Below are 13,174 nucleotides of genomic sequence, written 5' to 3'. Positions count from 1 at the left end.
ACAATCTATCATCACTTTGCCGCTATTGCACGCATTGTCAGGCAAACCAGGCGGTCCAGGCGGCGGAAAGCGGCATTGCCAGAAGGAGTGCTGGAAGCATGTTGACCACCGGGAACATTTTAATGCCACAGATGCGTAATCCGGTTGCCAGCAGCAATAAACCGCCTACGGCGCTGAAGTCTGCCATCATCGACGGTGTGATCAGCGGTAATATCAGCGCGGCAGCCCACGCCAGCGTTAACTGGATGATCAGTAATGGGATACTAATTACCGACACCGCAATACCCAGCGAGCAGGCGAAGATCATCGCCGTAAAGAAATCAAGAAATGACTTGGCGATTAAAATACTCGGATCGCCGGTCATCCCTTCGTTCATCGCCCCGAAGATCCCGGTGCCGCTGGCGCAAAACAGGACAATAATCGCGACATAATTCTGAATAAAAGATTCATGCGCTGGCTTCTTACGTGAGTGACGAAACAGATTTTGTGCTTTGGCGACTGCTGTATTGACACCTTTCTCCAGCAAACAAATTTCGCCAATTAGAGCGCCAAGTAGCGTAGCTAAAACCATCGCTGGAAGGTTGGCGCATTTCACAACCAGTAAAATACCAATCCCCAGCGATGCCAGACCAAAAATAGATGTCATGGAGACGCGGATACGTTCCGGTAAGCGTTGGCTGAGCAGTGCGCCGAGAACGCCACCCAGTAAGACTGCACTAGCGTTGATAAAAGGGCCGATGACCACAAGAGTTCCTGTTAGCTGTATTGTTTGATTTTCTTATTATGAACTTTTTGCCTTGTTGATGGCTTGTCTGGTCGCAAAGTCCTGGCTTGCACGCCTTAGCGAAAGGTGCCATGATTGCGCGAATTTTCTCCTCTCTGTACGGAGTTTGCCCGATGCACGCCATCTCCTTACATTCTCTCGCTTATCGCCGTTTCGCGCGAAACGTTTCCCTTTCTATGTTACTGCTCATGCGGTGAAGTTAACGCACGCTCACTGCAGGACAACAGTAAAATCAGAGCGTTTCTGCTTTTACTGATGTCTGGCGGTCGGAGCTGGTGACCAGTTTGACCCATATCTCATGGGGCAGGGTTTTCCACCTTGTCCGGTATTCTTACTTCCCCGAAACGGGTTTGCGCTTATGAAATCAATGAATATTGCCGCCAGTAGTGAACTGGTATCCCGACTTTCTTCTCATCGCCGCGTGGTGGCGTTGGGAGATACTGATTTTACGGACGTCGCGGCAGTCGTCATTACCGCTGCGGATAGTCGCAGTGGCATTCTTGCGTTGCTTAAGCGCACCGGTTTTCATCTACCGGTGTTTTTGTATTCCGAACATGCTGTTGAATTACCTGCGGGCGTTACGGCGGTAATCAACGGCAACGAGCAGCAGTGGCTGGAGCTGGAATCCGCAGCCTGTCAGTATGAAGAGAATTTGCTGCCACCGTTTTATGACACGCTGACGCAGTACGTTGAGATGGGCAACAGCACCTTTGCTTGCCCTGGACATCAACATGGTGCGTTCTTTAAAAAGCATCCTGCCGGACGCCATTTTTACGATTTCTTTGGTGAGAACGTCTTTCGCGCCGATATGTGTAACGCTGACGTAAAATTGGGCGATCTGCTTATTCATGAAGGATCGGCGAAAGATGCGCAGAAATTCGCAGCCAAAGTCTTTCATGCCGATAAAACCTATTTTGTGCTGAACGGCACATCGGCAGCGAATAAAGTGGTGACGAATGCGCTGTTAACGCGTGGCGATCTGGTGCTCTTCGACCGTAACAACCATAAGTCGAATCATCACGGCGCGCTGATTCAGGCGGGGACGACGCCGGTCTATCTGGAAGCTTCACGTAACCCGTTTGGTTTCATTGGCGGTATTGATGCGCACTGTTTTAATGAAGAGTATCTGCGCCAGCAAATTCGCGACGTTGCGCCAGAAAAAGCCGACCTGCCGCGCCCGTTTCGCCTGACGATTATTCAGCTGGGAACCTATGACGGCACTGTCTATAACGCCCGTCAGGTGATCGATACCATTGGGCATCTGTGTGATTACATTCTGTTTGATTCCGCGTGGGTCGGTTACGAACAGTTTATCTCGATGATGGCGGATAGCTCGCCGCTGCTGTTAGAACTTAACGAAAACGATCCGGGGATTTTTGTGACCCAGTTGGTGCACAAACAGCAGGCTGGATTCTCACAGACGTCGCAGATCCATAAAAAAGATAACCATATCCGCGGACAGGCGCGTTTTTGCCCGCATAAGCGGTTGAATAACGCCTTTATGCTCCATGCTTCTACCAGCCCTTTCTATCCGCTGTTTGCTGCACTGGATGTTAACGCCAAAATTCATGAAGGGGAGAGTGGGCGTCGGCTGTGGGCTGAGTGCGTTGAGTTGGGTATTGAGTCGCGCAAGGCTATTCTTGCGCGCTGTAAGCTGTTCCGCCCGTTTATCCCGCCCGTTGTTGATGGCAAATTGTGGCAGGATTATCCGACATCAGTGTTAGCCAGCGACCGCCGTTTTTTCAGTTTTGAGCCGGGGGCGAAGTGGCACGGCTTTGAAGGATATGCCGCGGATCAGTATTTTGTTGATCCGTGCAAGCTGTTACTCACTACACCAGGTATCAATGCCGAAACCGGCGAATATAGCGACTTTGGCGTTCCGGCGACGATTCTGGCGCACTATCTGCGTGAGAACGGCATTGTGCCGGAGAAGTGCGATCTCAACTCCATTCTGTTCTTATTAACTCCGGCGGAAAGCCACGAGAAGCTGGCACAACTGGTGGCGATGCTGGCGCAATTTGAACAGCATATTGAGGATGACTCGTCGCTGGCTGAGGTGTTGCCGAGCGTTTATAACAAATATCCGGTGCGCTATCGCGACTACACCCTGCGCCAGTTGTGTCAGGAGATGCACGATCTGTATGTCAGTTTCGACGTCAAAGACCTACAAAAAGCGATGTTCCGCCAGCAGAGTTTCCCGTCAGTGGTGATGAACCCCCAGGATGCGCATAGCGCTTATATTCGCGGTGAAGTGGAGTTGGTGCGGATTCGTGATGCCGAAGGGCGAATTGCGGCAGAAGGGGCGTTGCCTTATCCACCTGGCGTGCTTTGCGTGGTACCCGGGGAAGTCTGGGGTGGGGCGGTTCAACGTTATTTCCTTGCGCTGGAAGAAGGCGTGAATTTGTTGCCGGGATTTTCGCCGGAGTTGCAAGGTGTCTATAGCGAAACCGATGCGGATGGCATGAAACGATTGTACGGTTATGTGTTGAAGTAAGAATAAAAAAACGGGTCACCTTCTGGCGACCCGTTTTTCTTTGCGTAATTAGTGGCTAACCGTCTGTGTGCCTGTCGGGACACGAACGTGTTTATATTTGAACATCGCCATGAACGCGAAGGCCAGAACCACGGAATAACCAGCGAAAATCAACCATACGGTCTGCCAGTCGGTAATGCCGTTTTGGGTGTACATCTCAACAACTTTACCGCTCACGATGCCGCCGAGGATACAGCCGAAGCCGTTAGTCATCATCAGGAACATCCCTTGTGCACTGGCGCGAATTGCCGGGCTAACTTCTTTTTCGACAAACACCGAACCAGAGATGTTGAAGAAGTCGAATGCGCAACCGTAAACGATCATCGACAGTACCAGCAGTACAGTACCGAACGGAGTCGGGTCGCCGTAAGCAAACAGCGCAAAACGCAGGATCCACGCCACAATACTGATCATCATTACGTTCTTAATACCGTAGCGGCTTAAGAAGAACGGGATGGTCAGAATGAACAGGGTTTCAGAGATCTGCGAAATCGACATGATGATTGACGCATGCTGCACGATGAAGCTGCTGGCAAACATCGGATCTTTGTCGAAGCTGTGCAGGAAGGTATTACCGAACATGTTGGTAATCTGCAGTTCCGCGCCCAGCAGCATTGAGAAGATGAAGAAGATTGCCATACGCTTGTTTTTAAACAGCGCGAATGCATCGAGGCCCAGCAGGGTTGTCCAGCTCTGATTCGCTTGCTGTTTAGCAACCGGAATATGCGGCAGAGTCAGGGTAAACAGAACCAGAATGGCGGAAAGTGCTGCGCCAATATACAGCTGCATGTGGCTTAATTCGAAGCCAGACAGGCTCACCACCCACATTGCCATGATAAAGCCGATGGTGCCCCAGATACGGATTGGCGGGAAGTCAGTAACGATATCCATCCCGGCATTTTGCAGGCGATAGTAAGAGATGGTGTTGATTAACCCAAGCGTTGGCATATAAGCAAACGAGTTAATCAATATCACAAGGAACATCGCTTCCGGCGTCGTGACCTGTGCCGCCATGAACAGCGTGATAGCGCCAATGGTGTGGCAAATGGCATATACCCATTTCGCACTTAACCATTTGTCGGCCACAATCCCCAGCAGCGCAGGCATAAATACCGCGGCGATACCCAGTGAGCTATAAACTGCGCCAATAGAAGCACCGTCAAACTTCAGGGTAACAAACATATAGGAGCCGAGGGTCGTCAGCCAACTTCCCCACAGACAGAACTGCAGAAAAGAGAGGATTTTCAGCTGCAGCTTAAGATTCATGTTAATTTCCTCACATCGTGATGCGGATGAGTGTTTGAAAAAGCACATTTGACCGTGCGAGATGATGGGATTCTATCAACTTCGCGGACTGGTTTTTTGTTACCTGTGGCAAATAATTGCAAACATTCCCAATTTGCAAAACGAAATTGTGATGTGGATAACATTTTTGCCCCTGAGCATCGTCAGGGGCGGTTAATGGAATTATCGGCGGCGGTAGGATTTTTGCGCGGTATTCACTTTATAAAGATAACGGCGAGATTCCGCAGAGGGATGGCGGGTCGTCAGCGTCTGATAAACATCGCCCGGCGTCATGGTGTTAATAATATTGGCAGCCTGAATCTTATCATTCGAAAAGACTCGCAGCACGCTGCCTGCGCCGCCGTTATAGGCGGTGATGACGGCATAACGCCGCGATGTTGGGTTATCAATTCCGCCGAGATAAACATTGTTCAGCATCGCCAGATACGCGGTGCCGGTATCAATATTGCTGGCAGGATCAAACAAGAAACTGCGGCTCGGCGTGCCGGATTTCCCCTGCGAGCGGAACACATCTTTCCCGGCAGTATTTTGTACCACCTGCATTAATCCCAGCGCATCGGAACGGCTGACCGCATACGGGTTAAAGGAAGATTCAGTCTGCATAATTGCCAGAATCAGCGACTCATCAACGCCATATTTCCGTGACGCCTGGCGGACCATGCCGAGATATTTGTGCGCACGTTTATCAAGGTGGTTCGGCACCATGTTAATGGTGACGCTGTAGATGATACGTAGCCCGTTGCTGCGGCTTTTCAGACGGTTTTTCAGCAGATAATCCGCGAAGTTGCTTGCGCGACCTTCCCAGCGAATCGGCTGCCCGGTGTTGTCCACCACCTGACCGTAAAGGAAAGGTTCTTTCGAAATTGTAATATCATCAACGTCGGAATAGAGATCGACCGAACTCGGATCGTCACCCATCAGCAACGTTTTGATAATTGCCCGGCGCAAATGCGCGGCAGGTTCTGTCCCGGCGATGGTTTCGATAGTAATCGTACCGTCATCGAAGTTGATGTGGCTGCGGGTCTGATATTGATCGGTGTATTTCACGTAGTCCTTAGGACCGGCGATCACCACCTCTTTGAAGCCCCAGATGTTCTCAATATTGTGGGCAAATTGCCCCATCAGAATATCAAAACCGTTGGTATCTTTGACCCAGGCTTCGTTATAGGTATCGCCTTTTTTGGTCGTCGAACAGGAGATGAGCAACGGCGCAATCAAAGCCAGCGCGAGATATTTTTTCATCATTCCGGGTGCGTGTTGTGTTTGTTTTTATGCAAGCTGCCGGAGGCGTGCTCCGGCACTGTTTTTATTTTTTATCTTCCGGCGTATAGCCCTCGATATGCACCTCTTTACCCTCGAACAGGAAGTTGACCATCTCCTGCTCCAGCAGCTTGCGGTGCTCGGCATTCATCATGTTGAGTTTCTTTTCATTAATCAGCATGGTTTGTTTGTGCTGCCACTGCGCCCAGGCTTCTTTGGAGATCTCGTTATAGATGCGTTTTCCCAGCTCGCCGGGGTACAGCTGAAAATCCTGACCTTCTGCTTCACGTTGCAGGAAAGTACAAAAAATCGTTCTGCTCATAAATCATCCTCTTTATCGACTCACGCGCTAAACCGGCGCGCCAGTGCGTAACTGCTGTAACAAACGCTCCACGGGAGCCGCCAGGCCAACTGACGGCGGTTGCGCTAAGTTATACCAGAGCGCATTGCCTTCATCCATGCAGCCGGTGAATGACGACACGGGAAGCCACATAGGCACAATATCTAAGTGGAAATGGCTGAAGGTATGGCGAAACGCGGTCAGTTGCGTCAGGTTATCGGCAGCAATCTGCCGTTGTGCCAGCCAATGCCGCAAACTTTCTTCGTCGGCAAACTGCGGGAAACAGTATAAACCGCCCCACAATCCGCTCGGCGGACGCTGCGCCAGCAATACTTCATCTTCGTGCTGTAACAGGAGAAAGTAGCCGGTGCGCTCCGGCAGCGTCTGTTTCGGTTTTTTGCCCGGATAAAGCGACCAGCTATTGTTGGTGGCGGCAATACATCCGTTTTGTAGCGGACAGAGCGAACATTTCGGCTTCGAACGCGTGCAAATCATCGCGCCCAAATCCATCATCGCCTGATTAAACCGTTCCACGCCGACCGCGGGCGTCACCTGCTCGCTCAAACTCCATAGTTTATTCTCGACCTCTTTTTTCCCAGGCCAGCCGCTTACAGCATAGCAGCGCGCCAGCACGCGTTTGACGTTACCGTCGAGAATCGGAAAGTGCTTACCCAGAGAAAGCGAGAGAATCGCGCCTGCGGTGGAACGCCCGACGCCCGGTAACGCCGCGACTTCTTCAAAGGTTTCCGGGAATTTACCACCGTGTAAGGTCGCCACTTGTTGTGCCGCTTTATGCAGGTTGCGCGCGCGGGCGTAATAGCCAAGCCCGGTCCACAAGTGGAGAACTTCGTCGAGCGGCGCATTGGCGAGATCGGTCACCGTCGGGAAGTGCGCCATAAAGCGTTCAAAATAGGGGATAACGGTCGCAACCTGAGTTTGTTGCAACATCACTTCTGAGAGCCATACTTTGTAGGGCGTCTTGTCAATTTGCCAGGGCAGCGTTTTCCGCCCGTATTTATCGTACCAGTCCAGAACCTGGGCTGAAAATTGCGACGCTTGCATGGTCACCGACTTCACTGTTGTTGGGGGCAAGATTGCAGCACAGCGACGGCAGGGTGTAAACCGGAACTTTCCGCAGCCACGGCCTTATCATGCTTGCATCCGGCAACTAACTTTGGATAATGCCCGTTTTCAGAACACTTTCACAAGCGACTAAATCTTTATGAAAAACGACGTCATTTCACCGGAATTTGATGAAAACGGCCGCCCACTGCGCCGTATCCGTAGTTTTGTGCGCCGCCAGGGGCGACTGACCAAAGGCCAGGAACATGCGCTGGAAAACTACTGGCCGGTGATGGGCGTTGAGTTCAGTGAAGATATGCTGGATTTCCCCGCGCTTTTTGGCCGTGAAGCGCCGGTGACGCTTGAGATTGGTTTTGGCATGGGGGCGTCGCTGGTGGCAATGGCTAAAGATCGCCCCGAGCAGGACTTCCTCGGCATTGAAGTGCATTCACCGGGCGTTGGTGCGTGCCTGGCTTCTGCGCATGAAGAAGGTTTAAGCAACCTGCGCGTGATGTGTCACGATGCGGTTGAAGTGCTGCATAAAATGATTCCTGACAATTCATTGCGCATGGTGCAGCTCTTTTTCCCTGACCCGTGGCACAAAGCGCGCCATAATAAACGCCGTATCGTTCAGGTGCCGTTTGCCGAACTGGTAAAAAGCAAACTGCAGCTGGGGGGCGTATTCCATATGGCGACCGACTGGGAACCTTATGCGGAACATATGCTTGAAGTGATGTCTTCTATTGACGGTTATAAAAACCTGTCAGAGAGCAATGATTACGTACCGCGTCCGGCATCACGTCCGGTGACGAAATTTGAACAACGTGGTCATCGTCTTGGTCACGGAGTATGGGACTTAATGTTCGAGAGGGTGAAATAATGGCAAAGAACCGTAGCCGTCGTCTGCGTAAAAAAATGCACATCGACGAATTCCAGGAATTAGGATTTTCGGTGGCATGGCGATTCCCGGAAGGTACATCGGAAGAACAGATTGATAAAATCGTTGATGACTTTATTAACGAGGTTATCGAACCGAACAAACTGGCCTTTGACGGCAGCGGTTATCTGGCCTGGGAAGGTCTGATCTGCATGCAGGAAATCGGCAAATGCACCGAAGAACATCAGGCGATTGTGCGTAAGTGGCTGGAAGAGTGCAAACTGGATGAGGTACGCACCAGCGAACTTTTCGACGTTTGGTGGGACTAAGAAAGCATACGGGCGATGACAAATGCAAAACTGCCTGATGCGCTACGCTTATCAGGCCTACAGAGATGCACGATCGAGTAGGCGGGATAAGGCGTTTACGCCGCATCCGGCATGGAAAACGCGTACTTTGTTATCAATCTGGGGCCAGCATATGCTGGCCTGATTTGTTCTTGAGGGAAGACTATGATGCGCAAAATGCTGCTGGCGGCAGCACTTTCAGTGACGGCAATGACCGCTCACGCCGACTACCAGTGCAGCGTCACGCCGCGTGACGATGTGATTGTCAGCCCGCAAACCGTGCAGGTGAAGGGCGAAAACGGCAATCTGGTGATCACGCCAGACGGCAACGTGATGTATAACGGTAAGCAATATTCCCTGAATGCCGCCCAGCGCGAGCAGGCGAAGGATTATCAGGCTGAACTACGTAGCACGCTGCCGTGGATTGATGAAGGCGCGAAAAGCCGCGTCGAGAAAGCCCGTATTGCGCTGGATAAAATTATCGTTCAGGAGATGGGCGACAGCAGCAAAATGCGCAGCCGTCTGACCAAACTTGATGCGCAGCTTAAAGAGCAGATGAATCGCATTATCGAAACGCGCAGCGATGGCCTGACGTTCCACTATAAAGCCATTGATCAGGTTCGCGCCGAAGGCCAGCAACTAGTGAATCAGGCAATGGGCGGAATTTTACAGGACAGCATTAATGAAATGGGCGCGAAAGCGGTGCTGAAAAGCGGCGGTAACCCATTACAGAATGTGCTGGGAAGCTTGGGCGGTCTGCAATCCTCAATCCAAACCGAGTGGAAAAAGCAGGAAAAAGATTTCCAGCAGTTTGGCAAAGATGTTTGTAGCCGCGTTGTGACTCTGGAAGATAGCCGCAAAGCCCTGGTCGGGAATTTAAAATAATCCTCTATTTTAAGACGGCATAATACTTTTTTATGCCGTTTAATTCTTCGTTTTGTTACCTGCCTCTAACTTTGTAGATCTCCAAAATATATTCACGTTGTAAATTGTTTAACGTCAAATTTCCCATGCAAAGCTAAGGGATAATGCGTAGCGTCCACGTAACTGGAGGAATGAAATGGAGTTTTTCAAAAAGACGGCACTTGCCGCACTGGTTATGGGTTTTAGTGGTGCAGCATTGGCATTACCCAATATCACCATTTTAGCAACCGGCGGGACCATTGCCGGTGGTGGTGACTCCGCAACCAAATCTAACTACACAGCGGGTAAAGTTGGCGTAGAAAATCTGGTTAATGCGGTGCCGCAACTAAAAGACATTGCGAACGTTAAAGGCGAGCAGGTAGTGAATATCGGCTCCCAGGACATGAACGATAATGTCTGGCTGACACTGGCGAAAAAAATTAACGCCGACTGCGATAAAACCGACGGCTTCGTCATTACCCACGGTACCGACACGATGGAAGAAACTGCTTACTTCCTCGACCTGACGGTGAAATGCGACAAACCGGTGGTGATGGTCGGCGCAATGCGCCCGTCCACGTCCATGAGCGCAGACGGTCCATTCAACCTGTATAACGCGGTAGTGACCGCAGCTGATAAAGCCTCCGCTAATCGTGGCGTGCTGGTGGTGATGAACGACACCGTACTGGACGGTCGCGATGTCACCAAAACCAACACCACCGACGTAGCGACCTTCAAGTCTGTTAACTACGGTCCTCTGGGATACATTCACAACGGTAAGATTGATTACCAACGTACCCCGGCACGTAAGCACACCAGCGATACGCCATTCGATGTCTCTAAGCTGAATGAGCTGCCGAAAGTCGGCATCGTTTATAACTACGCTAACGCATCCGATCTTCCGGCTAAAGCACTGGTAGATGCGGGCTATGATGGCATCGTTAGCGCTGGTGTGGGTAATGGTAACCTGTATAAATCCGTGTTCGACACCCTGGCAACCGCCGCGAAAAACGGCACTGCAGTAGTGCGTTCTTCCCGCGTACCGACGGGTGCTACCACTCAGGATGCTGAAGTGGATGATGCGAAATACGGCTTCGTCGCCTCTGGCACGCTGAACCCGCAAAAAGCGCGCGTCCTGCTGCAGCTGGCTCTGACGCAAACCAAAGATCCGCAGCAGATCCAGCAGATTTTCAATCAGTACTAATCACCTCGTCCCGGCATCGTGCCGGGGCTTTTTCACTTCAGACTTACGTCCATTGCCAATTTTCATTACCCTAATGATAATCACCGGAATAAATTATTCCGCGCGAGGGTTTTCGGGTGAAAAAGCAATGGATTGTTGGCACGGCGCTGCTTATGTTGATGACTGGTAATGCCTGGGCAGATGGCGAACCGCCAACTGAAAATATCTTAAAAGATCAATTCAAAAAGCAGTATCACGGCATTCTCAAGCTTGATGCCATCAGCTTAAAAAATCTTGATGCTAAGGGTAATCAGGCCACCTGGTCAGCGGAAGGCGATGTCTCTTCCAGTGACGATCTCTATACCTGGGTCGGTCAGTTGGCAGATTACGAACTGCTCGAACAGACCTGGACGAAAGATAAACCGGTAAAATTCTCGGCGATGTTAACCAGTAAAGGAACGCCCGCGTCTGGCTGGTCGGTGAACTTTTACTCTTTTCAGGCGGCAGCCAGCGATCGTGGGCGGGTGGTCGACGATATCAAAACGAATAATAAATATCTGATCGTGAATAGCGAAGATTTCAATTATCGCTTTAGTCAGCTTGAATCTGCGTTGAATACCCAGAAGAACTCGATTCCTGCGCTGGAAAAGGAAGTGAAAGCGCTTGATAAGCAAATGGTGGCGGCGCAGAAAGCAGCGGATGCATATTGGGGAAAAGATGCAAACGGTAAGCAAATGACCCGCGAAGAAGCCTTTAAAAAAATTCACCAACAGCGTGATGAGTTTAATAAACAGAACGATAGCGAGGCGTTCGCGGTTAAATATGACAAAGAGGTTTATCAACCGGCGATTGCGGCATGTCATAAACAGAGTGAAGAGTGTTATGAAGTGCCGATTCAGCAGAAACGAGATTTCGATATCAACGAACAACGGCGACAGACTTTTCTGCAATCACAAAAACTCAGCCGTAAATTGCAGGATGACTGGGTAACGCTCGAAAAAGGGCAATATCCGTTAACGATGAAAGTTTCAGAAATAAACAGTAAAAAAGTCGCGATTTTGATGAAAATTGACGATATCAACCAAGCTAATGAACGCTAGAAAAAAGATACCGAACAACTGCGGCGCAATGGGGTGATTAAGTAACTCATGTTAAGTGCCTTTGCCGGATAATATAAAAAGTTATCCGGCAAATTATTTTTTACATTAGCCCTAGTAGCTGTGGAATGAACAAGGATATTTGCGGAATGTAAGTGATCATCATCAACGCTACTAGCAATGCAGCATAAAATAGCAGCAATGGTTTGATTAAATGTTGAATCTTCACACCCGAGATAGAACAACCAACAAATAGCGCACTACCCACCGGCGGTGTTAACAGCCCAATACAAAGGTTGGCCACCATCATAATACCGAAATGTACTGGGTCCATTCCCAGCTCTTGTGCAATCGGCAAGAAGATCGGTGTAAAGATTAGTACAGCCGGTGTCATGTCCATAAAGATGCCGACAATTAATAAGACGATATTAATCAGCAGCAATATGATCAGTGGGTTATCAGAAATCCCCATCAATGCGTCGCTGATCATATAAGGAATATCAGCATTAGTCATTGCCCAGGACATGCCCACGGAAAAACCGATCAACAGTAATACAATCGAAGTGGTAACAACCGACTCCAGAATCAGTTTGGGTAAATGGCGCCATTTTACTTCCCGGTAAATCAGCACCGAGAGAATAAATGTGTAGACAACGGCAATTGCTGACGCTTCAGTTGCGGTAAAAATGCCGCCCAGAATGCCGCCCATCACAATGAACACCAGAAGCAAACTTGGTAAGGCATCCAGAAACGCTTTACAGGCCTGAGCAAAGGTTGCTCTTTCTGAAAGCGGGTAGCCACGGCGTTTAGCAATAATGCCGCAGACTATCATTACCGCAAGACCCATTAAGATCCCTGGCAAATATCCCGCCATAAACAGCGATGCTACAGAAACGCCGCCAGCTGTCAGGGAAAACACAATTAACACGTTTGAGGGCGGTATCAGTAATCCAGTAATACAAGATGAGACGTTTACAGCGGTAGAAAATGCCGGATCATAACCTTCTTTGGTCTGAATGGGATTCAGTGTGCCACCAACGGCAGCAGCTGCCGCAACGGCTGAACCAGAAATGGAACCAAACATCATATTCGCCAGGACGTTCACATGACCAAGCGAACCAGGAACGCGGCCAACCATTACCTGGGCGAGGTTAATCAAACGTATCGCAATACCGCCGCTGTTCATCAGTGTTCCGGCAAAGATGAAAAAGGGGATTGCCAACAGGGCAAAGTTATCCAGTCCATTAGCCAGTCGTTGCGAAACAGTGATTGCCGCGATATCCCAGGGAAACATCAAAAGCATTGAAGCTACAGTGGCAATACCGATTGAGAACGAAATGGGCACACCAATAAAGACCAGCACAAAAAAACAGCCAAACAGTGTAATCGCGATATAACTATCCATTGGTAATGCTGCCAACTTACTGATTTAGTGTATGATGGTGATTTTAAGGTGCTTGCGTGGCTTCCATTTCCATCAGAT

At 50.0% G+C, this 13,174-nt stretch carries 13 protein-coding genes; 7 read left to right on the top strand and 6 right to left on the bottom strand.

Annotated features, from left to right (window positions below; translation table 11 throughout):
* Window positions 1-37 precede the first annotated feature (37 nt).
* Window positions 38-745, bottom strand: a complete 708-nt coding sequence (locus ABZJ92_RS11500; RefSeq protein WP_000234511.1) for a DUF554 domain-containing protein — start codon at window positions 743-745, stop codon at window positions 38-40.
* A gap of 152 nt (window positions 746-897) precedes the next feature.
* On the opposite strand from ABZJ92_RS11500, the gene yqgH reads away from it, so the two are divergent.
* Window positions 898-981, top strand: a complete 84-nt coding sequence (gene yqgH / locus ABZJ92_RS11495; protein WP_211180506.1) for a protein YqgH — start codon at window positions 898-900, stop codon at window positions 979-981.
* 161 nt (window positions 982-1,142) lie between these two features.
* Window positions 1,143-3,278: an ornithine decarboxylase gene (gene speC / locus ABZJ92_RS11490; RefSeq protein WP_005085661.1), complete on the top strand. Its 2,136-nt coding sequence runs from the start codon at window positions 1,143-1,145 to the stop codon at window positions 3,276-3,278.
* 48 nt (window positions 3,279-3,326) lie between these two features.
* On the opposite strand, the gene nupG is transcribed toward speC, so the two are convergent.
* The 4 genes from nupG to mutY all read right to left on the bottom strand — a co-directional run bounded on the left by nupG (window position 3,327) and on the right by mutY (window position 7,284).
* Window positions 3,327-4,583: a nucleoside permease NupG gene (nupG, locus tag ABZJ92_RS11485; protein ID WP_001049791.1), complete on the bottom strand. Its 1,257-nt coding sequence runs from the start codon at window positions 4,581-4,583 to the stop codon at window positions 3,327-3,329.
* Between the two features lie 201 nt (window positions 4,584-4,784).
* The gene (gene mltC / locus ABZJ92_RS11480; protein ID WP_005064048.1) at window positions 4,785-5,864 is read right to left on the bottom strand and encodes a membrane-bound lytic murein transglycosylase MltC; all 1,080 of its coding nucleotides are present in this window, start codon (window positions 5,862-5,864) and stop codon (window positions 4,785-4,787) included.
* A gap of 64 nt (window positions 5,865-5,928) precedes the next feature.
* A complete protein-coding gene (locus ABZJ92_RS11475; protein ID WP_000091700.1) occupies window positions 5,929-6,204 on the bottom strand; it encodes an oxidative damage protection protein in 276 nt (91 codons plus the stop codon).
* Between the two features lie 27 nt (window positions 6,205-6,231).
* On the bottom strand, window positions 6,232-7,284 hold the full coding sequence (gene mutY, locus ABZJ92_RS11470) for an A/G-specific adenine glycosylase (protein ID WP_004972828.1): 1,053 nt from the start codon (window positions 7,282-7,284) through the stop codon (window positions 6,232-6,234).
* Window positions 7,285-7,444: 160 nt separating this feature from the next.
* Here mutY and trmB point away from each other — a divergent pair, with 160 nt between their 5' ends.
* From trmB to ABZJ92_RS11445, 5 genes are all read left to right on the top strand, one after another.
* Window positions 7,445-8,164 carry a tRNA (guanosine(46)-N7)-methyltransferase TrmB gene (gene trmB / locus ABZJ92_RS11465; RefSeq protein ID WP_000786911.1) on the top strand — a complete coding sequence of 240 codons (720 nt, stop codon included), beginning with the start codon at window positions 7,445-7,447 and terminating at the stop codon, window positions 8,162-8,164.
* Window positions 8,164-8,490, top strand: a complete 327-nt coding sequence (locus tag ABZJ92_RS11460; protein WP_001107556.1) for a YggL family protein — start codon at window positions 8,164-8,166, stop codon at window positions 8,488-8,490. Before trmB ends, ABZJ92_RS11460 begins: the two co-directional genes overlap by 1 nt.
* Window positions 8,491-8,673: 183 nt before the next feature.
* Window positions 8,674-9,393: a YggN family protein gene (locus ABZJ92_RS11455; protein ID WP_000984792.1), complete on the top strand. Its 720-nt coding sequence runs from the start codon at window positions 8,674-8,676 to the stop codon at window positions 9,391-9,393.
* 175 nt (window positions 9,394-9,568) lie between these two features.
* Complete coding sequence (ansB, locus tag ABZJ92_RS11450; RefSeq protein ID WP_000394115.1) at window positions 9,569-10,615, top strand: L-asparaginase 2; 1,047 nt, start codon at window positions 9,569-9,571, stop codon at window positions 10,613-10,615.
* A gap of 116 nt (window positions 10,616-10,731) precedes the next feature.
* A complete protein-coding gene (locus ABZJ92_RS11445; RefSeq protein WP_000745204.1) occupies window positions 10,732-11,694 on the top strand; it encodes a DUF1202 family protein in 963 nt (320 codons plus the stop codon).
* A 100-nt stretch (window positions 11,695-11,794) separates the two neighbouring features.
* On the opposite strand, the gene ABZJ92_RS11440 is transcribed toward ABZJ92_RS11445, so the two are convergent.
* Entirely contained in the window at window positions 11,795-13,096 is a 1,302-nt protein-coding gene (locus tag ABZJ92_RS11440; protein ID WP_000378934.1) for a TRAP transporter large permease, read from the bottom strand.
* Between the last annotated feature and the right edge of the window lie 78 nt (window positions 13,097-13,174).

It is taken from the genome of Shigella sp. FJ200513 (genome assembly GCF_040495915.1).
Taxonomy (GTDB): Bacteria; Pseudomonadota; Gammaproteobacteria; order Enterobacterales; family Enterobacteriaceae; genus ECMA0423.
Note: the sequence above shows the minus strand (reverse complement) of the source record. Positions and strands in the feature narration are given on the sequence as shown.

Coding starts and splice junctions, on each gene's coding strand:
- ABZJ92_RS11455 (WP_000984792.1), top strand. CDS start 8,674: ATGATGCGCAAAATGCTGCTGGCGGCAGCACTTTCAGTGACGGCAATG.
- ABZJ92_RS11475 (WP_000091700.1), bottom strand. CDS start 6,204: ATGAGCAGAACGATTTTTTGTACTTTCCTGCAACGTGAAGCAGAAGGT.
- speC (WP_005085661.1), top strand. CDS start 1,143: ATGAAATCAATGAATATTGCCGCCAGTAGTGAACTGGTATCCCGACTT.
- mutY (WP_004972828.1), bottom strand. CDS start 7,284: ATGCAAGCGTCGCAATTTTCAGCCCAGGTTCTGGACTGGTACGATAAA.
- nupG (WP_001049791.1), bottom strand. CDS start 4,583: ATGAATCTTAAGCTGCAGCTGAAAATCCTCTCTTTTCTGCAGTTCTGT.
- trmB (WP_000786911.1), top strand. CDS start 7,445: ATGAAAAACGACGTCATTTCACCGGAATTTGATGAAAACGGCCGCCCA.
- ABZJ92_RS11460 (WP_001107556.1), top strand. CDS start 8,164: ATGGCAAAGAACCGTAGCCGTCGTCTGCGTAAAAAAATGCACATCGAC.
- yqgH (WP_211180506.1), top strand. CDS start 898: ATGCACGCCATCTCCTTACATTCTCTCGCTTATCGCCGTTTCGCGCGA.
- ABZJ92_RS11440 (WP_000378934.1), bottom strand. CDS start 13,096: ATGGATAGTTATATCGCGATTACACTGTTTGGCTGTTTTTTTGTGCTG.
- ansB (WP_000394115.1), top strand. CDS start 9,569: ATGGAGTTTTTCAAAAAGACGGCACTTGCCGCACTGGTTATGGGTTTT.
- mltC (WP_005064048.1), bottom strand. CDS start 5,864: ATGAAAAAATATCTCGCGCTGGCTTTGATTGCGCCGTTGCTCATCTCC.